Annotated in this window: 25 protein-coding genes; 6 read left to right on the top strand and 19 right to left on the bottom strand. The window is 42.5% G+C overall.

Features of this window, described 5'->3' with window-relative positions; all coding sequences use genetic code 11:
• Nucleotides 1–50 precede the first annotated feature (50 nt).
• The 11 genes from M3I01_RS10625 to M3I01_RS10675 all read right to left on the bottom strand — a co-directional run bounded on the left by M3I01_RS10625 (nt 51) and on the right by M3I01_RS10675 (nt 11,901).
• Nucleotides 51–1,226, bottom strand: coding sequence for an O-succinylhomoserine sulfhydrylase (locus M3I01_RS10625; RefSeq protein ID WP_255895853.1), 1,176 nt, complete (start codon nt 1,224–1,226; stop codon nt 51–53).
• Between the two features lie 96 nt (nt 1,227–1,322).
• On the bottom strand, nt 1,323–2,831 hold the full coding sequence (gene purF, locus M3I01_RS10630) for an amidophosphoribosyltransferase (RefSeq protein WP_255895854.1): 1,509 nt from the start codon (nt 2,829–2,831) through the stop codon (nt 1,323–1,325).
• Between the two features lie 76 nt (nt 2,832–2,907).
• Complete coding sequence (locus M3I01_RS10635) at nt 2,908–3,441, bottom strand: CvpA family protein (RefSeq protein ID WP_112138959.1); 534 nt, start codon at nt 3,439–3,441, stop codon at nt 2,908–2,910.
• A gap of 75 nt (nt 3,442–3,516) precedes the next feature.
• Nucleotides 3,517–4,107, bottom strand: coding sequence for an SPOR domain-containing protein (locus M3I01_RS10640; RefSeq protein WP_255895855.1), 591 nt, complete (start codon nt 4,105–4,107; stop codon nt 3,517–3,519).
• Nucleotides 4,104–5,366 (bottom strand): bifunctional tetrahydrofolate synthase/dihydrofolate synthase, encoded by a 1,263-nt coding sequence (gene folC / locus M3I01_RS10645; protein ID WP_255895856.1) that lies wholly within the window; start codon nt 5,364–5,366, stop codon nt 4,104–4,106. Before folC ends, M3I01_RS10640 begins: the two co-directional genes overlap by 4 nt.
• A 4-nt stretch (nt 5,367–5,370) precedes the next feature.
• Complete coding sequence (gene accD / locus M3I01_RS10650; protein ID WP_112138963.1) at nt 5,371–6,237, bottom strand: acetyl-CoA carboxylase, carboxyltransferase subunit beta; 867 nt, start codon at nt 6,235–6,237, stop codon at nt 5,371–5,373.
• A gap of 31 nt (nt 6,238–6,268) precedes the next feature.
• Nucleotides 6,269–7,075: a tryptophan synthase subunit alpha gene (trpA, locus tag M3I01_RS10655; protein ID WP_255895857.1), complete on the bottom strand. Its 807-nt coding sequence runs from the start codon at nt 7,073–7,075 to the stop codon at nt 6,269–6,271.
• On the bottom strand, nt 7,072–8,295 hold the full coding sequence (gene trpB, locus M3I01_RS10660; protein WP_255895858.1) for a tryptophan synthase subunit beta: 1,224 nt from the start codon (nt 8,293–8,295) through the stop codon (nt 7,072–7,074). Before trpB ends, trpA begins: the two co-directional genes overlap by 4 nt.
• Nucleotides 8,276–8,893 carry a phosphoribosylanthranilate isomerase gene (locus tag M3I01_RS10665; protein WP_255895859.1) on the bottom strand — a complete coding sequence of 206 codons (618 nt, stop codon included), beginning with the start codon at nt 8,891–8,893 and terminating at the stop codon, nt 8,276–8,278. The genes trpB and M3I01_RS10665 overlap by 20 nt, the downstream gene beginning before the upstream one ends.
• Nucleotides 8,877–9,701, bottom strand: coding sequence for a tRNA pseudouridine(38-40) synthase TruA (truA, locus tag M3I01_RS10670; protein WP_255895860.1), 825 nt, complete (start codon nt 9,699–9,701; stop codon nt 8,877–8,879). The genes M3I01_RS10665 and truA overlap by 17 nt, the downstream gene beginning before the upstream one ends.
• Nucleotides 9,694–11,901: a FimV/HubP family polar landmark protein gene (locus tag M3I01_RS10675; RefSeq protein ID WP_255895861.1), complete on the bottom strand. Its 2,208-nt coding sequence runs from the start codon at nt 11,899–11,901 to the stop codon at nt 9,694–9,696. The genes truA and M3I01_RS10675 overlap by 8 nt, the downstream gene beginning before the upstream one ends.
• A 786-nt stretch (nt 11,902–12,687) precedes the next feature.
• Here M3I01_RS10675 and M3I01_RS10680 point away from each other — a divergent pair.
• The 4 genes from M3I01_RS10680 (at nt 12,688) to M3I01_RS10695 (ending at nt 15,643) form a co-directional block, all read left to right on the top strand.
• The gene (locus M3I01_RS10680) at nt 12,688–13,140 is read left to right on the top strand and encodes a hypothetical protein (RefSeq protein WP_255895862.1); all 453 of its coding nucleotides are present in this window, start codon (nt 12,688–12,690) and stop codon (nt 13,138–13,140) included.
• Nucleotides 13,141–13,306: 166 nt separating this feature from the next.
• Nucleotides 13,307–14,044 (top strand): substrate-binding periplasmic protein, encoded by a 738-nt coding sequence (locus tag M3I01_RS10685; protein ID WP_255895863.1) that lies wholly within the window; start codon nt 13,307–13,309, stop codon nt 14,042–14,044.
• A gap of 322 nt (nt 14,045–14,366) precedes the next feature.
• Nucleotides 14,367–15,314, top strand: coding sequence for a M23 family metallopeptidase (locus tag M3I01_RS10690; protein WP_255895864.1), 948 nt, complete (start codon nt 14,367–14,369; stop codon nt 15,312–15,314).
• Nucleotides 15,218–15,643 carry a bactofilin family protein gene (locus M3I01_RS10695; protein ID WP_255895865.1) on the top strand — a complete coding sequence of 142 codons (426 nt, stop codon included), beginning with the start codon at nt 15,218–15,220 and terminating at the stop codon, nt 15,641–15,643. Before M3I01_RS10690 ends, M3I01_RS10695 begins: the two co-directional genes overlap by 97 nt.
• Nucleotides 15,644–15,746: 103 nt before the next feature.
• Here the strand turns inward: M3I01_RS10695 and rho are convergent, their stop codons facing one another.
• The 5 genes from rho to M3I01_RS10720 form a co-directional block, all read right to left on the bottom strand.
• Nucleotides 15,747–16,703, bottom strand: a complete 957-nt coding sequence (gene rho, locus M3I01_RS10700) for a transcription termination factor Rho (protein ID WP_255895866.1) — start codon at nt 16,701–16,703, stop codon at nt 15,747–15,749.
• A 64-nt stretch (nt 16,704–16,767) separates the two neighbouring features.
• The gene (locus M3I01_RS10705) at nt 16,768–17,856 is read right to left on the bottom strand and encodes an endonuclease/exonuclease/phosphatase family protein (protein ID WP_255895867.1); all 1,089 of its coding nucleotides are present in this window, start codon (nt 17,854–17,856) and stop codon (nt 16,768–16,770) included.
• Between the two features lie 62 nt (nt 17,857–17,918).
• Nucleotides 17,919–19,412: an FAD-dependent oxidoreductase gene (locus M3I01_RS10710; RefSeq protein ID WP_255895868.1), complete on the bottom strand. Its 1,494-nt coding sequence runs from the start codon at nt 19,410–19,412 to the stop codon at nt 17,919–17,921.
• Nucleotides 19,413–19,686: 274 nt separating this feature from the next.
• Entirely contained in the window at nt 19,687–20,091 is a 405-nt protein-coding gene (locus M3I01_RS10715) for an ACT domain-containing protein (protein WP_255895869.1), read from the bottom strand.
• 75 nt (nt 20,092–20,166) lie between these two features.
• Complete coding sequence (locus tag M3I01_RS10720) at nt 20,167–20,640, bottom strand: GNAT family N-acetyltransferase (RefSeq protein WP_255895870.1); 474 nt, start codon at nt 20,638–20,640, stop codon at nt 20,167–20,169.
• 282 nt (nt 20,641–20,922) lie between these two features.
• Between M3I01_RS10720 and M3I01_RS10725 the strand changes: the two genes are divergently transcribed.
• Nucleotides 20,923–21,645, top strand: coding sequence for a polyamine aminopropyltransferase (locus M3I01_RS10725; RefSeq protein WP_255895871.1), 723 nt, complete (start codon nt 20,923–20,925; stop codon nt 21,643–21,645).
• Nucleotides 21,646–21,755: 110 nt separating this feature from the next.
• On the opposite strand, the gene M3I01_RS10730 is transcribed toward M3I01_RS10725, so the two are convergent.
• The gene (locus tag M3I01_RS10730) at nt 21,756–22,169 is read right to left on the bottom strand and encodes a GNAT family N-acetyltransferase (protein ID WP_255895872.1); all 414 of its coding nucleotides are present in this window, start codon (nt 22,167–22,169) and stop codon (nt 21,756–21,758) included.
• Between the two features lie 229 nt (nt 22,170–22,398).
• On the opposite strand from M3I01_RS10730, the gene xylA reads away from it, so the two are divergent.
• The gene (xylA, locus tag M3I01_RS10735; RefSeq protein ID WP_255895873.1) at nt 22,399–23,718 is read left to right on the top strand and encodes a xylose isomerase; all 1,320 of its coding nucleotides are present in this window, start codon (nt 22,399–22,401) and stop codon (nt 23,716–23,718) included.
• 56 nt (nt 23,719–23,774) lie between these two features.
• Here xylA and M3I01_RS10740 read toward each other — a convergent pair whose 3' ends face one another.
• Both M3I01_RS10740 and M3I01_RS10745 read right to left on the bottom strand, forming a co-directional pair.
• Entirely contained in the window at nt 23,775–24,221 is a 447-nt protein-coding gene (locus M3I01_RS10740) for a hypothetical protein (protein ID WP_255895874.1), read from the bottom strand.
• Between the two features lie 138 nt (nt 24,222–24,359).
• Complete coding sequence (locus M3I01_RS10745) at nt 24,360–24,800, bottom strand: RbsD/FucU family protein (protein WP_112138996.1); 441 nt, start codon at nt 24,798–24,800, stop codon at nt 24,360–24,362.
• Nucleotides 24,801–24,802: the final 2 nt, after the last annotated feature.

Genomic DNA, 24,802 nt, shown 5'->3' on the forward strand with positions numbered 1-24,802 from the left:
AGAGATTATTCTAAAGCCATTTTTTGCCTATATTATTAAACTATGTGCATTTAAGACAATTGCGCTAGGGCAAAGTCTATGTCTGCAATAATATCGTCAATATCTTCTAACCCAACCGATACACGAATCAAACCTTCGGTAATCCCCGCTTTGGCTTTTTCTTCGTCCGTTAATCGACCATGAGTCGTTGTTGCAGGATGAGTAACCAAAGTTTTCGTATCGCCTAAATTACCGGTAATCGACATCAATTTTGTGCCGTTAATGACGCGCCATGCGGCTTCACGACCACCTTCGACTTCAAACGATAACAAGCCACCAAAATCTTTTTGCTGCTGCTTAGCCAATTCATGATATTTATGACTTGGTAATCCACCATAATTCACTTTAAGCACTTTAGAATGCGCCTCTAAATACTCAGCCAATTTTAAGGCATTTAATGAGTGCGCCGTCATACGCAAAGACAATGTCTCTAAACCATTCAATAACACCCAGGCATTAAATGGACTCATACAGGGGCCCGCACTACGCATAAACGCAGTAAAAACATCGACAATCTCTTGGCTAGCAATCAAGGCACCGCCCAAACAGCGCCCTTGCCCATCAATAAACTTGGTCGCAGACTGCATAACGATGTCCGCACCTTGCGTCAACGGATTTTGCAATGCTGGAGTCGCCAACACGGTGTCCACGCAAAGCAACGCACCTTTGGCATGAGCTAACGCCGACACACGTGCGACGTCAACGACCTCATAAAGAGGGTTGGAGGGCGTTTCAAAATAACAAAACCGTGTCTTCTCGTTAATCGCTGCTTCCCATGCGGCGTAGTCTGTTGCATCAACGTATATGACTTCAACACCGAACTTTGTTGTATAGGTATTAAAAAACTTAACGGTTGAACCAAAAATGTTACGCGAGCAAACCACGCGATCACCGGCGCTTAATAAACTATAAGCTAGCGTCATTAACGCGGCCATACCTGAACTTGTCGCGATGGAAGCTTCGCCTTTTTCGAGCGCCGCTAAACGTTTTTCGAACAGCGCAACCGTAGGGTTTGTAAAACGAGAATAAATATTTCCGTCTTCCTCTCCTGAAAACTTTCCTGCCGCCTCTTCTGCACTACTATAAGCAAAGCTCGAGGTCATAAAAATGGCTTCGCTGTTTTCTTGCTCTTGTGTTTGGCGAATGCCCACATGAATCGCATTCGTTGTGTCTTTATAGTCAGACATTTTTTTACTCCAAAGCCATTCTTAAAATTTTCCCCAAATGCAACTAAGCCAGGCGTGACCTGGCTTAGTTAAATCCGTCACGAGATACTGCAAATATTACATAGGATGCATCATATCGCTACTCTGCATATCTTCGATAGCAGACTTATTCAAATCATTGCGCGCCCCTTCAATACTGGCCAAATACGCACTATCAATATTGCCAGTTATATAAGTTGCATCAAATACAGATGTATCGAACTCTCGAACGTCAGAGTGTTTTTCATCAATACATGCTTCGATCAAATCACCTAAGTCTTGAAAGATCAACTTATCTGCGCCAATTAACGTGCAAATCTCATCAACATTACGGTTATGGGCAATCAGTTCATGCGCTGCTGGCATGTCAATGCCATATACATTTGGATAACGAACTTCCGGTGCCGCTGAAGCGATATATACTTTTTTCGCACCCGCTTCTCTTGCCATTTCGATGATCTCTTTACTCGTTGTACCGCGAACAATGGAATCATCAACCAACAAGACTGTTTTGTCTTTAAACTCATAAGGCACTGGATTTAATTTTTGACGAACCGATTTTTTGCGAATTTCTTGGCCCGGCATAATAAAGGTACGACCAATGTAGCGGTTTTTTACCAAGCCTTCACGGAACGGAATATTCAATGCTTGTGCGATTTGCAGAGCAGCCGTACGGCTGGTATCAGGAATGGGGATAACTACATCGATATCAATGCCTTTCCACTCACGCTGGATTTTCGCGGCAAGGCGATCGCCCATATTAATTCGCGCTTTATAAACCGAAATATTATCAATAACAGTGTCCGGTCGAGCAAAGTAAACGTATTCAAACAAACAAGGACGAGCAACTTTTTTAGGCGTACATTGACGCACATGAACCTTATGATTTACATCAAAAAAGATTGCTTCTCCTGGTTGAATATCACGTTCGACTTTAAAGCCTGCCGCGTCAAGCGCAACACTTTCAGAAGCCACCATGTATTCAAGACCAGACTCGGTTTGCTTAGAACCGTAAATCAATGGCCGAATACCATCAGGATCACGGAACGCCAAAATACCATAACCAGTAATCAGAGTAACAACCGCATAACCACCTTCAATACGTTTATAAACACGCTCAAGCGCATTAAAAATATCTTCTGGCGTAGGAATTAATTTTCCTTCTTGATGGAGCTCATGGGCCAATACGTTTACGAGCACTTCAGAGTCAGAAGTAGTATTGATGTGACGCAAGTCAGACTCAAACACCTCACGCTTCAGTTTAGTCGTATTTGTTAAGTTGCCATTGTGTGCAAGGGAAATACCGTAAGGAGAGTTAACATAGAAAGGTTGAGCTTCTGCTGAACTGGATGTTCCAGCCGTTGGATAGCGAACATGACCTATCCCTATATTTCCTTGGAGTTTTTTCATATGGCGAGTGCGAAACACTTCACTCACCGGACCATTGTCTTTGCGCAAGCATAATCGTCCGTTATGGCTGGTTACCATACCTGCAGCATCTTGCCCACGATGCTGAAGAACGGTTAACGCATCAAAAATTGCTTGGTTAACCACAGACGTGCCTACGACACCAACGATACCACACATGCTCTAGATCCTCGTGTTGGGGGATTGCGACAAATGCCGCAAGGTTCTTTCTTTATTTGGCTGCGATGTTCAGCAGCTAATTGCCAAGGGCGCGGTCAATGAGAGTTGAATCCATAAGATCCGAACTCTTGCCTAACATATCACGCGTCCAGTCATTCAACTGCCCCAATTGAGGGATCAATTGTGATGTTTTCCAAAACTCTGTTTTCTCTATAGCAGGACTTAGACTCAACAAAGAGACAAAAGCCACAACAATCAAGCTGCCTCGCGCGAAACCAAAGAGCATGCCTAATACTCTATCGGTGCTCGACAAGCCTGTTACTTGAATCAGGGAGCCTAGTAAAAAGCTGACTAACGCCCCTACTACCAAGGTTGCTATAAACAGAGAAACAAAAGAAACAATATAACGAATCTGATCATTTTGAACTTGATCAAGTAACAGAGTTTGCATTTGGTCAGAGAATTTTATCGATACGATAAAGGCAATAACCCAAGTAAGAAGCGATAGTACTTCTTTTACAAACCCTCTTTTCAAACTTAGCAGTGTGGAAAGAATCACTACGGCAATAATCAACCAGTCAATCGTCGACATTGAATTTACTTGCTCCATGAACACCTCTAAAAATCGCTGCGCAGTTTAACAGATGACTGACATTTTCCAAATACTGAGGACAAAAACCTCGTACTAATTCACTGAATACTTAACAACAATGCCAGTTAAGCTAAATTTTTTCTTAATTTCTTCACGCATTTTTTCAGAGGTTTCCCTTTTGAATTCAGGACCAACGTATACCTTATAGAGCGAATTTGTCGTTAAACTATAAGCATCGTAATCTGAGTCTTTAAGCTTTTCGACCAGACGAATTGCGTTGTCTTTGCTTTTAAACGTTGCAATTTGAAGCACCCAACGTTCTGCAACCTTTTCAGGTGATACTTTCTTAGCTGACGCAGTTACTACAGGATTATTATCAGCTTGAGGTGTCTTAGATTCAGCGTTACGGATGCTTTCAATATCTTTTGCTGACTGTGGAACAGGAATAAGGCGAATTTCGCCTACTGCTTTATTGTCTGCGCTATTCGATTCAATCGGTAAACTGTCTGCAGGCTTGACTGGGGCAATGTCTAAAATAGGGAAAGCCGGCGGTGACGTTACCTGAACTTGAACATCCAGCTCAGCTGGACGCTCACCATCTAAAACTAATGGCAGTATTACCGCAGCGGACAGCACCATGATACCGGCACCAATAAGTCTGTATGTTATGGTTCTATCTATCATAAATCACTCTTCAATTGACTAAGCGCCAAATAATTCGAGACGGTGACAAAAGAGCCAAAAACAATAACTGAACGTTGCTCCTCTTTCGCCTTAGTCAAAGCGGCATCAAACGCGTCATGCACAGAACCAAAAGCCTTCACTGTAGGAAGCAGACTGGGTGAGCATTGCATAATATGCTCAACCAATTCATCGGCTCTTGCCCCTCTTGCCCCTGCTAAGTCAGCGCAGAACCAATCAGAAAAGCTCTCCGCAAGATGGGTCATCACACCGTCTATGTCTTTGTCTTTTAACATGCCGCACACTGCAACAGGTTGACGTGGGAAATGGCTCACGCGGTGAGCAAGCTCCACCGCGGCTTCTGGGTTATGCGCCACATCAATGTATATATCAGGAGAAGAAGCAACTTGCTGAAAGCGCCCCGTTAATTGCGCAGTGCGGAACAATGTGACCAAATCCTCTTGAGCAGGGGCAAGCCCCATAAAAACCAACACCGCAATTACGGTTGCAGCATTCTGTAGCGGCAAGGATGGTATCGGCAAATTATTGAATTGAACGCCATTGCCAGTCCATGCCCACTCACTTTGATTTGAAGTAAAACTAAAATCAATCCCCTTTTGACGCAAGTGTGCACCCACGTCCAATGCCGTCGTCGCGATGGAGCCTGGTGGATTAACCACACCACTGATCAACAACTTATCCTTTCTCGCTATGCCTGCTTTTTCGCGAGCAATAACATCAATGTTATCCCCTAGCCAATCGATATGATCCAAGGAAATTGATGTCACCACTGCCACATCAGTGTCAATCATATTGACTGAATCTAAACGCCCACCCAATCCAACCTCTAGCACCCAGTAGTCCAGCTTGGATTGATCAAAAATCCATAGAGCCGCGAGAGTACTGAACTCAAAATACGTTAATGAGATGTTTTCTCGTGCCGCTTCAATCGCTTCAAATGCACGACAAATAAGATCATCATCACAAGAGCGATTGTTTAAAGCGATGCGCTCATTAAAATCAAGAAAATGCGGGGATGTATAAGTACCGACAGAATAGTTTTGTGTACAGAGGTATTGAGTCAACATAGCGCAGGTGGAACCTTTGCCATTGGTGCCTGCCACTGTTATGACGTTAATTTTTGGCCTAGATAAATTTAATCTAGTTAATACCTTACTCCCTCTTTCTAGACCCAGTTCTATTTCAGAAGGATGTTGGCTTTCAATATATGAAAGCCAACTCGATAATGACGTGTGCGTCATTTAATTAAGCAACCTTATGAGTGAGCAAAGATAGAATGTTGTACAAACGATCACGAATTTCATCACGTTTGATGATCATATCTAACGCGCCTTTATCTAATAAAAATTCGCTACGTTGGAACCCTTCTGGCAGCTTTTCACGTACGGTTTGCTCAATAACTCGAGGCCCAGCAAAACCAATCAAAGCATTCGGCTCTGCAACGTTCAAATCACCCAACATCGCCAAAGAGGCAGAAACACCACCAAAAACAGGATCTGTCATAACAGAAATGTATGGGATGCCTTCTTGCTTCATACGCTCTAAGCCCGCACTGGTTTTTGCCATTTGCATCAAAGAGATAAGCGCCTCTTGCATACGAGCGCCACCAGAAGCTGAGAAACAAATAAGTGGAATACGCTTTTCAAGACAAACATTGACTGCTTGAATAAAACGCTCTCCAACAATCGCCCCCATCGAACCGCCCAAAAAACTAAACTCAAACGCAACAGCAACCACTGGCATACCATTTAGCACGCCTTGCATTGCGACTAGAGCGTCTTTTTCACCCGTCTTTTTTTGAGCATCAACAATGCGGTCTTTATAACGCTTTGTATCTTTGAATTTTAATTTGTCTTCTGGTTCGAGATGCGCACCAATTTCATGGCGTCCTTCTTTGTCCAAGAAAATATCCAAACGTCGGCGAGCACCAACACGGAGATGATGATTACATTTTGGACAAACATCTAAGTTTTTTTCTAGCTCCGGACGGTATAGAACATTTTCACACTTTGGACACTTTTTCCAAAGACCTTCAGGCACGGTGCCTGTTGTAGCGCGCTTTGATTCACTGCGCACGATGGAAGGTACAAATTTATCTAACCAGCTACTCATTTAATTCTCCACATTTCTGATTTGCTGCCGCTTACGCGTCCATTTCACTACGCATTGGCGCTAAAATAGACCCTAAAGCGTCAGCTATATATTCTTTTTGACGATCTTTATTTTCAGCAATAGCGTTTACTAATACACTGCCGACAATTACACCATCAGCACATTTACTTACAGCTGCTGCGGTTTTTGCATCACGAATACCAAAACCAACACCAATTGGCAACGTAGTTATAGTTCGTAAAGAATCCACATGTTCTTTAACGCTATCGACATCTAATTCAGCAGATCCCGTCACCCCTTTCACCGAAACGTAATAAACGTAGCCTGATGCTAACTTACAAATTTTCTTTGCACGTTCCGATGTCGTCGTTGGTGACAACAAATAAATAAGGTCAATCTCATTATCTCGGAAGCATTCTACTACATCTATCGCCTCTTCTGGAGTCAGATCGACTAATAAAATACCATCAACACCTGCTTCTTTTGCCGCATCCGAAAAAGCCTGATAACCAAAGAACTCAATTGGATTCAAATACCCCATCAAAACAATCGGCGTTTGCTTATCGGTACGCCTAAACTCAGTAATAATTTGCAATACTTTTTTAACACTGGTACCCGCCGCCAAGCTACGTTCACAAGCCAACTGAATGACTGGACCATCCGCCATCGGGTCTGAAAAAGGCATGCCAATTTCAATAATGTCAGCCCCTGCAGCAACCAAAGCATTCATCATAGTAACCGTATAATCAGGCGCCGGATCACCTCCGGTAATATAAGGAATAAGCGCCTTTTTACCAGATTTTGCTAAATTTTCAAAACATTGTTTGATGCGACTCATACTTCAATCCCGTCTATTTCTGCAACAGTAAGAATGTCTTTATCACCACGACCTGAAAGATTGATAACAACAATCTTATCTTTCTCCATCGTTGCCGCTAATTTCATACCGTAAGCCACCGCGTGACTGGACTCTAATGCAGGCATAATACCTTCTAACCGAGTTAAATCACGAAAACCGTCCATTGCCTCATCATCATTGATAGCAACATAATTAGCGCGGCCAATGTCTTTAAGCCAAGCATGTTCAGGGCCAACACCGGGGTAATCCAAGCCAGCTGAAATAGAATGAGTGCCGATAATTTGACCGTCATCATCCGCCATTACGTAAGTACGGTTGCCATGTAATACGCCAGGACGACCCGCAGATAAAGGCGCGGCGTGACGACCCGTTTCGATTCCATCCCCGCCAGCTTCTACGCCATACATAGCAACGCTTTCATCTTTTATGAAAGGATGAAACATACCAATGGCATTTGAACCACCACCGACGCAAGCAACAAGCGCATCGGGTAAACGCCCTTCTTGAGCTAAGCATTGAGCTTTGGTTTCACGACCAATAACGGCCTGGAAATCTCGCACTAATTTAGGATATGGATGAGGACCTGCGGCAGTGCCAATAATATAAAAAGTATCATCCACATTACCGACCCAATAACGCATCGCTTCATTAAGCGCATCTTTCAATGTCTTAGTGCCCGATTCAACAGAAATAACTTCTGCACCGAGTAGCTTCATGCGATAAACGTTCAGTGATTGGCGACGAATATCCTCCGCTCCCATAAACACCTTGCACTTTAACCCTAAACGAGCCGCTACAGTGGCAGATGCTACGCCATGCTGACCAGCGCCCGTTTCAGCAATAATATTTGGTTTGCCCATATGCTTAGCAAGCAATGCTTGGCCAATCGTATTGTTTATTTTGTGCGCACCCGTATGATTTAAATCTTCACGTTTTAGGTAAATCTTTGCCCCTCCGGCTTTTTCTGTTAGGCGCTGAGCAAAATAAAGCGGTGATGGGCGACCTACATAATGTGCCAAGTCATAATCGAATGCGTCTTGGAAAGCACTGTCTTTTGATAACGTCTCATACATTTTGGTCAGATCGTCCAGCGCTGACATCAATGTTTCTGAAACAAACACGCCGCCATAGGGACCAAAACGACCATGGGAATCAGGTAAATCTAGATTAATATCGTTGCTATCCACATTTTGCTCCATTAATAAATTCTCGAACCTTAGACTCACTCTTTATGCCTTTAGACAATTCAACCCCCCCACTTACATCAACAGCGTAAGGAGCAACTTGTTTTATCGCCTGTTCAACGTTATTTGGCGTCAAACCTCCAGCCAGTACAATTGGCTTAGATAATACCTTCGGTATCAACGACCAATCAAACACTTCACCTGTACCGCCAGGAATACCTGCTTTATAAGCATCCAATAGCATTGCACTGGCGCTTGGGTATTCATCCACTAACGTCGACACATCATCCCCTTTCTTTATTCTCAACGCCTTCATATAAGGTCGCTGATAAGAAAGACACTCGGCCTCTGATTCTGCACCATGAAACTGAATCATCCAGCGCGAACTACCGTCAATAACAGAAGCTATTACAGAAGCATCCGCATCAACAAACAAAGCTACGGGCGTAATAAAAGGCGGAAGCTTCGCAACTATAGAATTGGCGATGTCTGGCGTTACATATCTAGGGCTTTTTTCATAAAAGACAAAACCCAATGCGTTTGCACCAAGGCGACACGCCATTAACGCGTCGTCGATATTGGTTATCCCACAAATTTTAACTTGGCACGTCATAATTTGACTCTTCAATATAAGGCAAAAAATGTGGCCCTAACTTACAAATAGGCACATTAAAATGCTCCGGATATTCAACATCTACAAAATACAAACCAGTTGGTGGTGCTGTTATTCCACCCTTAGTACGGTCTTTAGCATCTAAGGTTTTTTTCGCCCAAGCGATAGGTTTTTCACCCGCACCGATCGACATTAAGACCCCAGCAAAATTCCTAATCATGTGATGCAAAAATGCATTCGCCCTAACATCAAGAATAATATATTGACCTACCTGCTGGACATCAAAGTTTAAAATCGTTCGGATTGGCGTATTGGCCTGACAGCCAATTGCACGAAAAGAAGAGAAATCATGAGTACCTAAAAATACGCTAGCGGCCTCTTTCATTGCCTGCGCATCAAGTGCTCTATAAGACCATGTCACCCCATTAGCCAATATGGCCGGGCAAATAGAAGATTGGTAAATCACGTATCGATAACGACGACTTAACGCACTAAAGCGCGCATGAAAATCATCAGCGACATAACGTGCTGCCACCACTCGAATATCAGAAGGTAGGTAAGTATTAACACCTAAAGTCCACGCCCGTTCATTTCGTTCAGCATCGGTTTCAAAATGAACCACTTGAGCACTGGCATGGACACCGGAGTCTGTTCGGCCAGCACAAACCACCCGAACAGGATGATTTGCCACCACGGCCAATGCTTTTTCTAAACTTTCCTGAACACTTGGAATACCACGTTTTTGTGCCTGCCAGCCCTTATACTTAGAGCCATCATATTCAACAACTAGTACAACTTTTTTAGTCACTTGGGAACATTCGCTCCATCATATTCTGCGCTTCAGCAATTTGTTTCTCATTTCCTGACTCGATGACATCATCAAGGATCACTTTTGCACCCTCTTCATCCCCCATATCCATATAGGCCCTTGCTAAATCTAATTTTGTTGCCGCTTCGTCACCACTCGCATCAAAAAAATCAAACTCTTCTTCTTCGTCGCTAACCTCTTCATCTTCTGCGGCTTCGGCTTCTCCAAATGCAGGGACTTCAATTTCGTCGTCTTCCTGCTGAGCTTCAGCCAATGTTTCTTCTATCGAATTGGCTAAAGAGTCGTTTGGCGTTCCGCTAAAAATAGAAGCTTCATCTGTATCTTCCTGATCGACATCATTCAATAAGCTAGAAACGAAAGACTCTTCTTCACTTTCAATTTCGGCCTCTGAATCAATATCAGCTTCAATCACATCCGGCGTCATTGTAGGAATATCTTCCTCAATAAATGCGTCCAACTCATCTAAGCCATCTTCAGCATCAATGTCCAACTCGGGTTCAGACAAATCATCGGCCTCATCAAATGACGCAAATACATCATCAGAATCATCAACATCCTCATCTAAAGCGCTTTCAAATTCACTCTCAGGATCTTCTGACAAATCAACTTCTTCATCTGCTGTTCGGTCAGGCAAATCAACAGAAGCAATATCCTCGTCAAAAGAACCAAAATCATCAAGGCCATCATCTGCGTCTGGTGTACCAAAATCAAATGCAAATGGATCTTCTTCTTGCACATCATTTTTTTCTTCAACTTCATCATCGGCAACGTATTGGGCAGCAGCAGCTACAGCAGCAACTGGCGCAATAGCAGCTGCTGATGAGAGGTCGAATTCATCCTTTTTTAACGATTCTTGCTCCTCTTGTTTTTTTCCAGCCCGACGCATAACCAGACCGATTAAGAAACCAAGCAACAAAAGAACGACAGCACCAATAGAAACAACAATTGGATTTCCGAAAATTTTATTAGCAAGAGAATCTGCTTCAGCTTGCTCTTTTTCTCTACGAATCTGATCCGCCTCTAAAAGCTGGTCTACTGTATTTTTCTGCTCTTGAAGAGTTTGTTGAGCACTAGTAAATTGCTGCTGCAAATCCGCCATTTGCTTATCTTTCAAGCTTATAAGCTTTTCTAATGTTTCTAACTGCTGATTCAAATCACTTAACTTACCTGAAAGCTCACCTTTTTCTCGCTTCTCTTTATCTAGCATTTCTTGTGAAGCGGACAGTTCACCTTGCAAGGCATTTAATGCCAAGTTTTTGTCATCACCGGTATTAGAGCTAGCCACATTTTCAGGCAAAATACTTTGCCCAGAAGCCAAAGTGAGTTTGTCACCACCGGCTTCAACACCATTAGAGGCTGCTTTTGCTTTTGCCTGTGTATTTAACTGGGCTTGTTCAATAGAAGACTGACCTTTAGATCTTTTTAGAGCCATCCAAGCATCATGCTGACGCTGAAACTCTTCTTTCGAAATAGACTTATTGAAAAGAGCAATTTGTTCCTGCGTTGGTAAACGCAAAATCGCCCCCTCTTTTAAAAGGTTAATATTATCAGAATAGAAAGCGTCTTTATTTAATGCCTGTATCGCCATCATTGTTTGATAAATAGTTAGCTGATTCGTAGGGCGATTTTGACCAGCTATAGACCAAAGTGTGTTGCCTTTAACGACATTCAACCGCCCTTTTGGAGACACTCGTTCTGCAGACAACGTAGCTTGACGAAAAACAGAATCTTTTGATGCTGAAGAAACAGCAGCAGATTGCACTACTTCATTTTGAGACTTTTTAACCAAGGCAGATTGGTTTAACGGAGTTTGATACTCTCTAACAACTTGGCCACTTGGCCAGCGAGCAGCTAAAACAAAGCGCAGTTCGTCAACTTGAAGAGGTTTATCAGAAGAGACAGCAACGATTAAATCACCATTTACACGAGTGACATCAAATTTAAGCTGAGACAAGACTCGAGTCGGAGCGAATCCTGCTTGACGAAACTCGCTTTCACTGCCTAAACGAATTAACACATCATCGTTTGTTAATGACCCTACATCGGAAAGTACAATTTTCCCGCGATAAGGCTCATCCAAGTTTGATTGAGAGGTTAACTCACCCAGCTCTAATGCGTAACTGCTGGACACATATAGTGCGCCTGACACAGCAATACTAACGAGGGTTTTCCTGAGCATAAGCTTCCCTTTATCTACAAAAAATGGACACAAATATCTAAACAAGTATCTTACACAGGTGAGCATTTATCAATAGCTTTAGAATCAATGGTTTGCACTTAACGTAAGAGAGGTTAAAAAAAATGAAATACAATGCCTTTTCTAAGTCTAAAGGTTTAAAAATAGATCTTAAAGCTCAAACCCTTGCAAAACATTCGCACCTATATTCCGTATAAAAGCCAAGTCAGCTTTCAGCTATACCTTTTCAAATATAACTTACCCACCTGCATTGATGATCGAAATCAATTATCTTAAAGACGAACACCACTAAATTAGCATTTAATATCTCTTCTAGCACATATTCATCTAGCTTAGTCCATCCTACCAGCTACAGGGTCATAACCGATAACATTATCCATTACGTTTTTCATTACTAACAAAACAGCAATACCCTTCTCAAACGGTATTCACAAAAAGCATTGCTCTAATAAGCTTTGAAGGTTAATCGGTTGAGAGTCAATGCTTAAAATCAACCACTATTAAAGGAGAACTTAGAGGGCAAGCAGTCAATTACAGATACGCACTCAGCTTCGTTCCTTTTTTCAGTTTTTTCAGTTTTTTCTCATGATGCGTTTTACAACAACGGGGATCAATCTTAACAGCACCCTAAGAAGTTTAACTTTGCCGATATAAGATTAGGAATGGCATTTTCAATTCCATACAAATTTTTTGAGCAGTGAGCTCTGGAGACATTTTTTTTGAGCCCAGCCCCGTCGTCATGGAAGTATCCTCTAATGGTAAAAATACTTGTTGAACGCAGAAGTTGGTCTGTTCCAATTGATAGCGGAGTATCTGAAAATAAATGTTAAGCCCCGCTGCTGTTGCGCAATAAACGGTGGACAGAGAACCAACCTACCCGATGTGTTCGCTATTGGCGATTGTGCAGAGATAAATGGACAACTATTGCCCTATTTGGCACCAATCAATGCTGGATCACCTGCACTAGCCGACTGTTTATTAGGTCGGCCAACGATGGTGAATTATCCATTGATGCCAGTCATCGTCAAAACGACAACCTACCCATTAACCTTATATCCACCTGCCCACGATTTAAATGGTCATTGGCAGATTGAAAATTCAAATCGTGGAACCCGTGCGCTGTTCATTGATGATAATCAACAACTGCAAGGCTTTGTTTTATCAGAAGAATTAGGCGATGAACGTCAGTACTGGCTTGATCGGATAAGAACAACACTATAAAAATCGATTTTTCCTAATGATATACACTTCATTTTAATCAGAGATGATAGTTACCAATAAACGACAGACAGACTGAACTTCTCAGAGCTTGCTACTAATATCAGTAAGAAACACCCATACAATGTGCAAATAATATGAAATCCAATTTGAAAAAGAGGAACACCATGTGAAAAAGCTTACAAAATTTCTTTCTGCTCTCGCCATTGCTCTACCAATTACAATTCAAGCTCAAACAGTTGAACTTACAACAATGAACTGGCCTCCATTCTACGGAGAGGGTCTAGAAAAAGGTGGATTCATAACGGCTATTGTTAATGAAGCCTTTACTCAATCTGGCTATGACAGCACAATTGAGTTTACGGCTTGGCAAACAGCACTCTCCACTGTTAAAAGCGGCGATAAAGATGCCATTGTAGGTGGTTACTACTCAGATGAGCGCGCTCAAGAATACCTATACTCTATTCCAATCTATACAGTGCTGGCTGGCCTGATCAAAAAGCCTGACTTCCCTCTCACTAACTACAGTTCATTTGAATCTATAGACCAATACAGCATAGCGAAACTTAAAGGTTCTGTAATCGGTGAGTCCTTTGATAATTTCACATTTTCTAATCTCAAAGAATACCAAGAAGTTTCTGATGCCATTAAAGCGTTAGATTCTGGTGAGGTGCAACTTTACGCAGACAGTTTGGCTGTTGCTAAAGAAGCAGCCAAAGCTCAAGGTATTGATGCATCCCAACTGCAAATACTCATTCCACCTCTTGAAGAAAATGATCTATACGTTTTAATCTCTAAATCAATTCCAAATGCAGAAATACTGCGTGATGCATTTAACAAAGGCTTGATGGAAATTCAAATGTCTGGTCGTTACAATGAAATCCTTACTGAGTTCAATCAGCAGTAATCTAAGGAATTTATGACTAAGCTGGCTTATAGCCAGTTTTTTAAAGTACCAAATGATTCTGTCACTACAACACTGCTTATCCGCTAAACAAGGACGTTTTGCAATTTAGAGCAGATTTACTATAAAGATCCGATAAGCAATACGTTTAAATTTCTTTCCAGTATCTACAACGTTTTTATTTTCTGGAAATCCCTCCGAAAAACAAGGCACTCAAAAGTAGAGTATTCTCGTTATCTAAACTTTAAGTTACAAAAAAATACAAATATAGATAGTATGTTGTCTCACTAAAACGTAACTATGATCTTGGTAACAAAGCAAAGCGATGAAAGATAATATAACCGTATCCGTTTCTTCAATTCATGGAACGAAGCATTTCAGCTTTGGGAAGAAAACTCGCCACACACTCAAGTTTATCAGTGGCATGATTTTTCTTGGCATCTTACTCGCCGCTGGAATCATTTATTATTTACTTAACGATGCGGAATTCTCAAAACTAAAACTGCGGGAGCTAGAAAATAAATCCTTTTCTCTAAGTAAAGAAATCACCTCACTAACCGCACTAAAAATAAGCTTAGAACAAGATTTATCAGAACGAGAAGAGCGAATGCAATTGGTCTCTGATCGACTGGGAGATTTAGAAAGCCTTTTGGGCATGGATAATAATGACGGTAAGCTGGAGTCTCGTTTAGACACGGCCACTATCAACTCCTCAATACGAGTAGCCATGTTGACTCAAATACCAAGCGGCCCACCAGTAAAAAATGCAAGAACGTCTTCAGGTTATGGTAAACGAATCCACCCTGTTACGGGCATCATGAAATATCACCGTGGACAAGATTTTGCAGTGAATACAGGAACCCCCATTTATGCACCGGCAGATGGCGCGATAGAAGCAATACGTCCGAGTAACAAAGGGTCTGGTAATTTTCTTCGCATACTGCATTCATATGGGTTTTCGAGTTCTTATTCTCATTTAAGTAAGTTCGTTGTCAAAAAAGGCGATTTTATTAAAAAAGGCGATTTGATTGCCTATTCAGGCAACAGTGGGTTAACGTCTGGCCCTCACCTTCACTATGAAGTGAGGTTTATTGGGCGACCATTAAATCCAAAACCATTTTTGGATTGGAACGTTGATAAATTTGATACAATTTTCAAAAATGTAAGAGGAATAAGATGGGAATCTTTGGTGGACAAAATAGAATTAAGAGTCAGTCATCAACTACAACTCTCATCGCAGAAGGCTGCACAGTCAACGGACACCTCAAAGTAGCAAACCAGCTACAAATTGATGGGCATGTTGAAGGGCAAATTGAGGCTGTAAATCAACTAAAAATTAGTGAATCTGGTAACGTGCTAGGAGAAATTACGACTGAGCACCTGATCATTAACGGCCACTTTGAAGGTATCTGTCATGCCACACGTATTGAAATATTAAGTTGTGGCCGTGTTAGTGGCACCGTTTATAGCGACAATTTGAGTATTGAACCCGGCGGTAAGTTCATGGGGGTAACCAACCCATTTGAAAAGACGACCTCGACACAAGAAATTCCTAATTTAACGGATAACCTTACTTTAATTAGTAATGATCCAGACCTGTAGTTTACCTTCAAACGAAAGAATCCGATTCCTTAAACGCCATTAAGAAATCGGACTCTTTTGTTGTTAATCTTTAAAGTCATTCGCAACTATCACGACTTAAAAACTAGGCGGGTGAAAAAGCCTTTAATAGTTCAGCATTCGTTGGGAACTCTTCCAATAAATCAACCAGCTTTCTAGTACCGTCTACTGGAGGAAGGTCCGTTAATGACCGTCGCAACGCCCTTACCTTTTCAATATCTTTAGAATCAATAAGAAGCTCCTCACGGCGTGTGCTGCTTTTCGCAATATCCAGCGCAGGGAAAATCCGATGACTCGCAACGTCTCGAGATAACACAATTTCCATATTACCCGTGCCTTTGAACTCCTCAAAAATCACCTGATCCATCCGGCTTCCAGTATCCACAAGTATCGTTGCTAGAATCGTAAGCGATCCACCATTCTCAATATTTCTGGCCGCACCAAACAGTTTTCGCGGTATTTCTAGTGCTCTAGTATCAAGTCCGCCCGACATGGTGCGACCGCTGCTTTTTTGCCCCGCATTATAAACACGTGACAGTCTTGTGAGTGAATCAATTACAATCATCACATCGTGCCCTTCACCCGCTTCTTTACGGGCCTTATCAAGCAATTTATCGGCCACACGTACATGTTGGGCATAACTTTCATCTGAAGAGGATGCGTGAACTTCTGCCGACACACTGCGTTTGAAATCGGTCACTTCTTCTGGTCGCTCGTCAATAAGCAATGCATACAGTTTTATCTCAGGGTACGCTTCGCCCACAGCCTGACAAATATGTTTTAACGTCGTCGTTTTACCAGAGCCTGGTGGCGCAACAATCAGCCCTCTCTGACCCATACCGATTGGAGAAATCAAATCCATTGCCCGCATCGAAAGCTGCTTAGATCCAGACTCCAAACGAATACACGGAGCCGGATGGATCACAACACCATTTAAAAAACGTTTTTGTGGGTCATTAGGAAATTGATCCTCGATCACGTCATTAGCAGATTCGGCGTCTGTGGATCGCTTTCCCTTCAAACTTAATATTTTTCTCGTCATGATATTGGTTTATAGCCTTGGATAATTAAGTATTTTAAAATCTTTTTCCGCCGTCAGGCGACAGTTAATTTGACTCACCAGGTCGCGGCACATCGTACTTACTAACGCCCTGTTCTTGCATTATGTCTTTTGACCATTCGTTGTCAGTGACATTGGGTGTTAGTCCTTGCTGATTCTTATCTTGAACCGGTGAAAACAAAACTCTAGTCAGCAAAGCGAAGTGATCTGAACCAATCGAGGGTAACCGTTGAATGGATCGTAGTGTAAAATGCTGACTGTGAAACAAATGGTCTAATGGCCACCGCAAAAAGAAATATGACACATGAAAGGTATTATACATGCCACGCCCCACTCGTGGATCTAACAAGCCACTAATTTTAAGAAAAAGGCGCGTTGTAGCCGACCAAGCGACATCATTAAGATCTCCGGTGACAATAACAGGTTGATCACTTTCAGCGACGCTTCTCGCCACAATCACTAATTCGGCATCTCGTTCCGCCGATTCGGGGTTTTCAGTCGGGCTGGGCGGTGCGGGGTGAATAAAATGTACACGGACTTTGTCGCCTGTTCGTAACACCAACGAGGCGTGTATCGACGGCACATCCTTTTCAACCAAATAGCAAATTTCATCTTCCTCGAGAGGCAACCTTGAAAATACATGCATACCATACAAGTTATCAAGAGGACATTTTACACTGTAGGGCATCTCAGCCTCTAATACACTGAGTTTGTCTTCCCACCACTGATCCGATTCCAATGTTACCAACACATCAGGTTTATACTTTCTTACTAACTGAATCAAAGCATCGGCATTTCGATTGGGCGTTAATACATTTGAAGTAAGAATGCTCAGTTGTCTGTCAGGGTGAATGTCACTGGCACTTTTCACCTCTTTTGGCCATAAAACGGTATAAGGCAATATCCACCACAACTGCCAAATCAAACATAAAAACGTTGCGCCCATAATGACCCAAGTATTTATCGATTGTATATCTAGAAGTACTGCATCGACGACCAATATCACCACAGCGACAATGGCAATTTGCAAGCGAGGAAAATCCATCCCTCGAATAACCCAATGAGGATGTCGAGATAATGGCAATAGAGTTGCCAGCATAATGATCGCTGTGCAGATAATAAGTACCGATAACATATTAAACCTATGTTTTTAGTTGCTATTAAAAAGACAAAAATGACGGGGCGGTTTGCATTTTTTTAATTGCGCTTTAGACACCGCCCTCTCGGCTCATCCCCTTCATGAAGTACAATATCGGAGTGCAAAAACTCTGCCGCTTCGGCTGACCCTTTTACTTTAGACGCACTGCGCTCTAACATTTCGGCTTCAAAGCTCGTTAACACACTACCTCTGATGCCTGTTTTTCTCCAACCTTCATGCCACTCAGACGGCGGCTGGCAACCTTTGGTAATGCTTCGTGCCAACGCCAACGCGTCTAATAATGCTTGGTTCGCGCCTTGCCCTTTGAATGGGCTCATCGGATGCGCAGCATCGCCTATTAACGTAATTTGTCTGGCTTGCTCTAATAATTCAGAAGTCATTAGCTCTCGATCGTACACGGGATAACCCGACACCTGCGCTTCCTGAGTTGCCGCCAAAATCTGAGGAATAGGATGGTGCCATTGTGTTCTTCTACAGGCTTCTTCTTTCAATGCCGTCATACCTTGAGCACTCAATGCTTTCGCCTCATCTTCGGGCATGGGAAAGCTAAGCTGCCACATCACAGAATCTGAAGCATAAGGCATCATATAGATCCGCTCATTACCATTGGCGGTTTGAAATACGGTAGCAGAGTCAAGTAGATCATGCTCAAGGCCGTTCAGATTCTTCAAAGGGCAAATACCTAAAATCACCATACAACCAAGGTAGCGTAAAGGCGCCACTTCCTCATCAATGAGCAATTTTCGCACGGTACTGCGAATACCATCGGCTCCGACGACTAAGTCCGACTTAACGACTTTAATAGCTTCGCTTTCCTGGCCCTTTGCTTGACTCTTAACATGGAACGTCAGCTCAACACCTTCGCCTATTGTTTCCTTGAAATCCACCAACTGGTGACTCCATTGCACAGGCACTTGAGCACCCAATTGACCAAGTAATGCTAAACGCAAAGACTGTCGTGCTATATGTACATTGGTGCGTTTCGACGAAGACAGTTTCTGTAACGATTGCTCATCGGACTGCATCCACTTGCGCATGCCCCATTCGCCGACCACACCACCGTCTGTTGTATGAACCAGATGGCGAGTAGACACCACGCCGTCTTTTAACGAGAACAAGCCTAATCCTTCAATCGCTTTACTCGCTTGTTGCAACGTCAATCCATAGCCCTGAGATCGAGCATCGAACCCACTATCACGCTCGTAAAGCGTAAATGGAATACCACGATGTAGACACGCCACCGCCAACGCCACACCACCAATACCGCCACCAATAATTGCAACATGAGGGTAATTTACGGTATCAGCAACGGGGAAATTCTCAACGGCAAGTAAGCCAGAACCTACACATTTCAAACAATCTTCGAGGTGGCCTTGAGGCCGAACAGGAGCAAGCCCTTCGCCATTCGTTTTTTCAAACGCATTCAATTCTTTTTGGTAACGCAGCTTCACTTTCTTGCGCAGCTTTCGGCTTTTTTTACCGAGTCCCAAACACTCTGGACAAACTGCCCAACTACCCGCTTCACTTTCCACTTGATTTACTTTCCACTTGATTTGCCTTGTAGGCTGACAATGATTTTTCTATTTAGAAGAAATAGTAACTGATACTAGGAGCAAGAACCTAAAATAAAAATTGAGGCAACTCTCTTTAACGCTGATAAATTTAAAGCCTGTTTATGTAAAAAACGACAGCAGTGGCATGAGGGTAACGGGCATATAACTCTACTTATACTATGGCGATGAACTCGCCAGAGTACAGCTACTCATCAGAGTGTTTGTTTATCTGCCCAAAGTATTATTAGAAATATTAGCTAGGCTGAGTACTAAACTCTTTTAATGCCGCTAATGCCGCCTCCGCTTTTTCAGTTTGTACAAAAATATGATCATGATAATAAGCGGCAACGACATTGGCACTAATGCCTTTTTCTGTCAGCTTATTTGATACCGCAGCGGTTAGACCGACCGCATCCAAACTGGAACGTACCGTCAAGGTAATTTGGCTAAATGCACTTTCAAACGCTAAACCCGCCTCTAAAGCCGTTTGCTTAGCTAGAATCAGAGTTAATCCTTCAGATTCAATAAACATCATTATAGGGTCCAATGCTAAATAGTCTTGAGCCGTACCTTGAACCGTACAAAAAACAAATTCTCCACTAACTAATTCTGGACTCATTGAGCAAAGTAATTTATCCAGTTCTGTTATCGCAGTCATAAACCCCTCCTCCATACTATTTTTGTAATTTCATTCTAATGCCAAATCTAAAACACCCATACACGAGCCAGCCCGCTAACCAATATTCTTAACCATATTAAGACTCACCGTTTTAAAACCCATTTCTGTATAAAGCGCTTGCGCGGCTTCGTTGTTAGAAAAAACATGCAGACCAACATTGACAATGTTGTGTGTGGCGGCAAAGTCTTCGATCTCCTTCAGGGCAAGCTTGGCATAACCCTTTCGACGATATTCTGGTTTGATTTCTAAATCATAAATGAAAACCGTGCCCGTGGTAGCACTGTTTTCGAGCGACAACCATATACTGCCAACCGATTCATTCACATCTGGAGCTTTCAATTCAAAGAAATGGTTATTTTCCGTCTCGATACCACGAGGCAATAACCGTTCCGTATCACGACGGGAGCGCGTTAAAGAACCCGATTTCTGCCATCGACCTGATTCGACGTTTTCTTTTGCGTATTGCACGACTAACTCTTCAATATAAGACGCAAAGAAGAGTTTTGACATAGGTACTAACATAGACATTAAAGCTCCATTTTACTTAAGGCAGAGGAAATCCTGCTCTGGTGAGATAATTATTAACGAGAACCGTACTGGCATGAAGCTTTCTTTATAATAAAAAACGCTTTTTAAAATAATTAACCACTTAATCCCCATCAAGCTGTTATAAAATACCCCAATTAACATCGAGCATGACGGGTTTGAAAAGCAGTTTTCTGTTAAGCCTTCAATGAATCAAACATTCATTAGTGTACCAAACGCTATGCTTTTTCAATCATTAATATCGTATTTTAGGAACGCCCAACCATGCCGCTATTGTTCGAAGAGATCGACAGTCAAGAATCCTCATTAGGAGAAATTTCCCTGCGCAGACGTCGTATTCCCGCCTTTGGCGACAGAGACATCTACGAAGTAAAATTGGGTGAAGAGTTTCTTATGTCGAGTATGTTTGTCGATGCAGAAGAAGCCTTGTCTACGCTTGGTTTAGCACAAGTGCAAGGTGAGAACTTGAGTGTGGTTGTGGGTGGATTGGGCTTAGGTTACACCGCCGTAGCCGCGCTAGAAGACGAACGGATTTCAGAGTTACTTGTGGTCGATGCGTTAGAAACCGTCATCAGCTGGCACCAAAAAGAACTCGTGCCACTAGGAAAAATACTCAACGCAGACAAACGTAACCGTTATGTGCTTGGCAGCTTTTTCGACCTAGCCACAGACCCAAGTACTGGATTTGACCCAAGCAGCGCTGGAAAAAAATTCGATGCTATCTTGCTCGACATCGACCATTCCCCTACCGAATACCTAAACCCAAGCAACGCCGGTTTCTACACCACAGAAAACCTAGCTCGCATGGCAGAGCAACTGAAACCAAACGGCGTATTCGCCATGTGGTCCCAGAATCCGCCAGAAGATAACTTCATAGAATTGCTCAAAACCGTATTCGAAAGCGTTGATTCACACCTAGTGTCATTTGATAATCCGTTTCAAGGCGGACAATCGACGAACTCAGTGTATGTTTGTGTGAAGCGATAATCTCCTCGTTAAAAGACAAATGATAGTCAATTAAAAGAAGCGACGAAGGATCAAAAAACGGTTCTTCGTCCTGCTTGAATAACAAGTTAATAGCGCAGTAAAAATACCCTTTATAGTTCTTTTACCATAAAATATTTGCACCCAGTCTTAGGATAACCCTGCTGAACCCACTCGGTTTTATAGCCGTATTTTTCATAAAAAGGCATGGCTTGAAAATTTAGCGTATTTAAAAGGCATTTAATGCACCCACGTTTTTTACCTGACGCTTCAATTTCTTTTAGAATGTCACTACCAATATTTTGACCACGCAGTTCATCTGAAACCCATAAGGTATCTAATAATAACCAATCACCAAACGTACGAGCGGCTGCGCCAGCTATAACCTCACCTTGCTCGCTTTTTATTTGGACCGCTAAAGGAACTCGTTCATTTACTTCCCAATTAGCCCAATTGAAATCATCAATTTTTTTATTAAGATAATCGATTAGTGCTTGATCTGGGTTTTCTAACACCTCAATGTTCATTCATACTCCTATTTATCTGGTACTTATTTATCTGGTACTACGACACTCTCAACATCTTATTGGCTCTTCCTAAGTAGGTCAAAGCCCAATACCAAAAACCACTTATCTAGCACTAGAAAAGCCTTCCAGCAAATTCAATAACGCGCTCAGGAAATTTCGTAATTGAAGCAAACGCTTAAAAAGTCAATCATTCATAGGGACAAAAATAACAACAGTCAGGAGTTCTGATATGAGCGATTTTTTTAAGACGGTGCCGTTTGTAAAATACGAAGGCGCAAATTCAAACAATCCTTTTGCTTTCAAACATTACGATGCGAACAAGGTGCTAATGGGTAAAACCATGGCAGAACATTTAAGAATGGCCGCTTGCTACTGGCATAATTTCTGCTGGCAAGGAAGCGATGTTTTCGGGGCAAATACCTTTGATCGCCCTTGGTACAACGCAGCATCCGAAATGGATGCGGCGAAGTTGAAAGCCGATGCGGCGTTTGAGTTCTTCACAAAATTGGGCATTTCTTATTACAGCTTCCACGATATCGATGTCAGCCCAGAAGGCCGTTCACTAAAAGAATACATTAACAACTTCGCAGAAATGGTGGATGTTCTTCAAGCCAAGCAAGAAGCCACTGGCATTAAGCTTTTATGGGGAACGGCCAATGCGTTTTCCAACCCAAGGTACATGTCTGGTGCGGCGTCCAATCCAAACCCAGAGATCTTCGCTTACGCGGCGACTCAGGTGTTTCATGCCATGAATGCGACCAAAGCATTGGGTGGACAAAACTATGTCTTGTGGGGCGGCCGTGAAGGTTATGAAACTCTACTGAATACCGATCTGAAACGTGAGCGCGCTCAGCTTGGCCGTTTCATGCAGATGGTGGTTGAGCATAAATACAAAATCGGTTTCAAAGGCACATTGTTGATCGAGCCAAAACCGGCTGAGCCAACCAAGCATCAATATGATTACGATACCGCGACAGTGTACGGCTTCTTAAAAGAGTTTGGTCTTGAAAAAGAGATCAAGGTCAACATCGAAGCCAACCACGCCACATTGGCAGGCCACAGCTTCCATCATGAAATCGCGACAGCATGCTCTTTGGGTCTTCTCGGTTCGGTCGATGCCAACCAAGGCGACGCGCAATTAGGCTGGGACACAGACCAGTTCCCTACTAGCGTAGAAGAATACACGCTGGTTACTTATGAAATTCTGAAAAACGGTGGTTTCCAAAATGGCGGCTACATGTTCGACACCAAACTTCGCCGTCAGTCGATGGATCTAGAAGATTTATTCCACGGTCACATTGGTGCAATGGATACCTTGGCGCTGTCACTAGAACGCGCAGTGAAAATGATCGAAAGTGAAAGTTTGTCAAAATTGGTCGATCAACGCTATGCCAAATGGAACGAGCCTCTAGGTGCGGACATTCTTGCTGGTAAGCATTCTCTGCAAGACCTTGCGGCTTACGCAGAGAAAAACAACATTGACCCTAAAGCCGTTTCTGGCCGTCAAGAAATGCTAGAAAACATGGTGAATGGCTACATTTTCAAGTAAATTATTTTTTATCACTGCATGCCAAAGAGTCTCTCATCTGACTTTTTGGCATACATTTATTTCTTCAATTCAACATTTTTTGTCTCAGACTCATTTTTTCTCGATCCAACATTTAGCGCATACCCAAGAGCAGAGAAAATAACCATCCCCATTCCAAAATAAAACGACCCATGAAGTACAGTATTCAATAATTTTACCGAAGCTGAGGTGACACTTTCTTTATATTTAGCAAGATTACACTCTTTATATAGACTATAAATCTCTTCGCAATTAGCATCCTCGATTTTAATATTACTCTTATATTCAAATTCAAATTTAAGTTCCATCGCTTTATACTCATGATCTAAAAGTAATGGCATAGTCTGAGATAGTCCGACTAAACACATTCCAACAAGAACAATTCCCCCTCTAAATATTTGCTTATAATCATTCTCACATACTTTAAAAAACCACTCGGAAATATCTTCCAACACCCTAAAAAAACTAACCACAACGCCTTTCATTAATTCCGCATCCTAATTTAAAATTCATATTTATTAATACTTCATTATAAAAAATGAAATTGCTTTCAATATAGCTAAAAAACACAGGCCAGTGACACTGACCTGTGTTTTTTTAGGATTGAATGTCACTAAACAATATTAAGAAAAGATCACGCCTTTCTTCAATAAAAAGCAACCGTAGCCTCTCGACTCTCCTGTCACAACGACGGCAAACGCTTGTTTCGCTGTTTCATAAAAAGCGAAGCGTTCTAACGAGCCCATTTCAGCATTATCACTGTCGGCCGCTAGTAACACGGCTGCAAATTCTTGCTGCACTTCCGGCATCACAGATTCGTCTTCACCAACCACTTGCATGCGTGTGACGGGCTGATCAACAAACGTGTCCAATGGCAATACCGATAAAATCGCGGCGGCCGCTTGTGTCACATTCACGCCGTCTAAACGAATAACCGGTTTCCCAGCGGCAACAGAAGCCGCAGGAAAGTTACGATCAACCAGAACGATGTCGTCACCGTGGCCCATTGTGCGTAGCACGTTCAGCAATTCACCACTTAGCAACGGATCTATATTTTTAAGCATGT

The organism is Marinomonas maritima (assembly GCF_024435075.2).
GTDB classification, from domain to species: domain Bacteria; phylum Pseudomonadota; class Gammaproteobacteria; order Pseudomonadales; family Marinomonadaceae; genus Marinomonas; species Marinomonas maritima.

What these genes read in the sequence shown, in the direction of transcription:
- M3I01_RS10715 (WP_255895869.1), bottom strand. Translation starts at nt 20,091, where the DNA reads ATGACTGCGATAACAGAACTGGATAAATTACTTTGCTCAATGAGTCCA.
- M3I01_RS10730 (WP_255895872.1), bottom strand. Translation starts at nt 22,169, where the DNA reads ATGAACATTGAGGTGTTAGAAAACCCAGATCAAGCACTAATCGATTAT.
- xylA (WP_255895873.1), top strand. Translation starts at nt 22,399, where the DNA reads ATGAGCGATTTTTTTAAGACGGTGCCGTTTGTAAAATACGAAGGCGCA.
- M3I01_RS10690 (WP_255895864.1), top strand. Translation starts at nt 14,367, where the DNA reads ATGAAAGATAATATAACCGTATCCGTTTCTTCAATTCATGGAACGAAG.
- M3I01_RS10625 (WP_255895853.1), bottom strand. Translation starts at nt 1,226, where the DNA reads ATGTCTGACTATAAAGACACAACGAATGCGATTCATGTGGGCATTCGC.
- M3I01_RS10695 (WP_255895865.1), top strand. Translation starts at nt 15,218, where the DNA reads ATGGGAATCTTTGGTGGACAAAATAGAATTAAGAGTCAGTCATCAACT.
- trpA (WP_255895857.1), bottom strand. Translation starts at nt 7,075, where the DNA reads ATGAGTCGCATCAAACAATGTTTTGAAAATTTAGCAAAATCTGGTAAA.
- rho (WP_255895866.1), bottom strand. Translation starts at nt 16,703, where the DNA reads ATGACGAGAAAAATATTAAGTTTGAAGGGAAAGCGATCCACAGACGCC.
- M3I01_RS10745 (WP_112138996.1), bottom strand. Translation starts at nt 24,800, where the DNA reads ATGCTTAAAAATATAGATCCGTTGCTAAGTGGTGAATTGCTGAACGTG.
- M3I01_RS10635 (WP_112138959.1), bottom strand. Translation starts at nt 3,441, where the DNA reads ATGGAGCAAGTAAATTCAATGTCGACGATTGACTGGTTGATTATTGCC.
- M3I01_RS10725 (WP_255895871.1), top strand. Translation starts at nt 20,923, where the DNA reads ATGCCGCTATTGTTCGAAGAGATCGACAGTCAAGAATCCTCATTAGGA.
- M3I01_RS10720 (WP_255895870.1), bottom strand. Translation starts at nt 20,640, where the DNA reads ATGTCTATGTTAGTACCTATGTCAAAACTCTTCTTTGCGTCTTATATT.
- M3I01_RS10705 (WP_255895867.1), bottom strand. Translation starts at nt 17,856, where the DNA reads ATGTTATCGGTACTTATTATCTGCACAGCGATCATTATGCTGGCAACT.
- M3I01_RS10675 (WP_255895861.1), bottom strand. Translation starts at nt 11,901, where the DNA reads ATGCTCAGGAAAACCCTCGTTAGTATTGCTGTGTCAGGCGCACTATAT.
- trpB (WP_255895858.1), bottom strand. Translation starts at nt 8,295, where the DNA reads ATGGAGCAAAATGTGGATAGCAACGATATTAATCTAGATTTACCTGAT.
- accD (WP_112138963.1), bottom strand. Translation starts at nt 6,237, where the DNA reads ATGAGTAGCTGGTTAGATAAATTTGTACCTTCCATCGTGCGCAGTGAA.
- M3I01_RS10665 (WP_255895859.1), bottom strand. Translation starts at nt 8,893, where the DNA reads ATGACGTGCCAAGTTAAAATTTGTGGGATAACCAATATCGACGACGCG.
- M3I01_RS10740 (WP_255895874.1), bottom strand. Translation starts at nt 24,221, where the DNA reads ATGAAAGGCGTTGTGGTTAGTTTTTTTAGGGTGTTGGAAGATATTTCC.
- purF (WP_255895854.1), bottom strand. Translation starts at nt 2,831, where the DNA reads ATGTGTGGTATCGTTGGTGTCGTAGGCACGTCTGTGGTTAACCAAGCA.
- M3I01_RS10640 (WP_255895855.1), bottom strand. Translation starts at nt 4,107, where the DNA reads ATGATAGATAGAACCATAACATACAGACTTATTGGTGCCGGTATCATG.
- folC (WP_255895856.1), bottom strand. Translation starts at nt 5,366, where the DNA reads ATGACGCACACGTCATTATCGAGTTGGCTTTCATATATTGAAAGCCAA.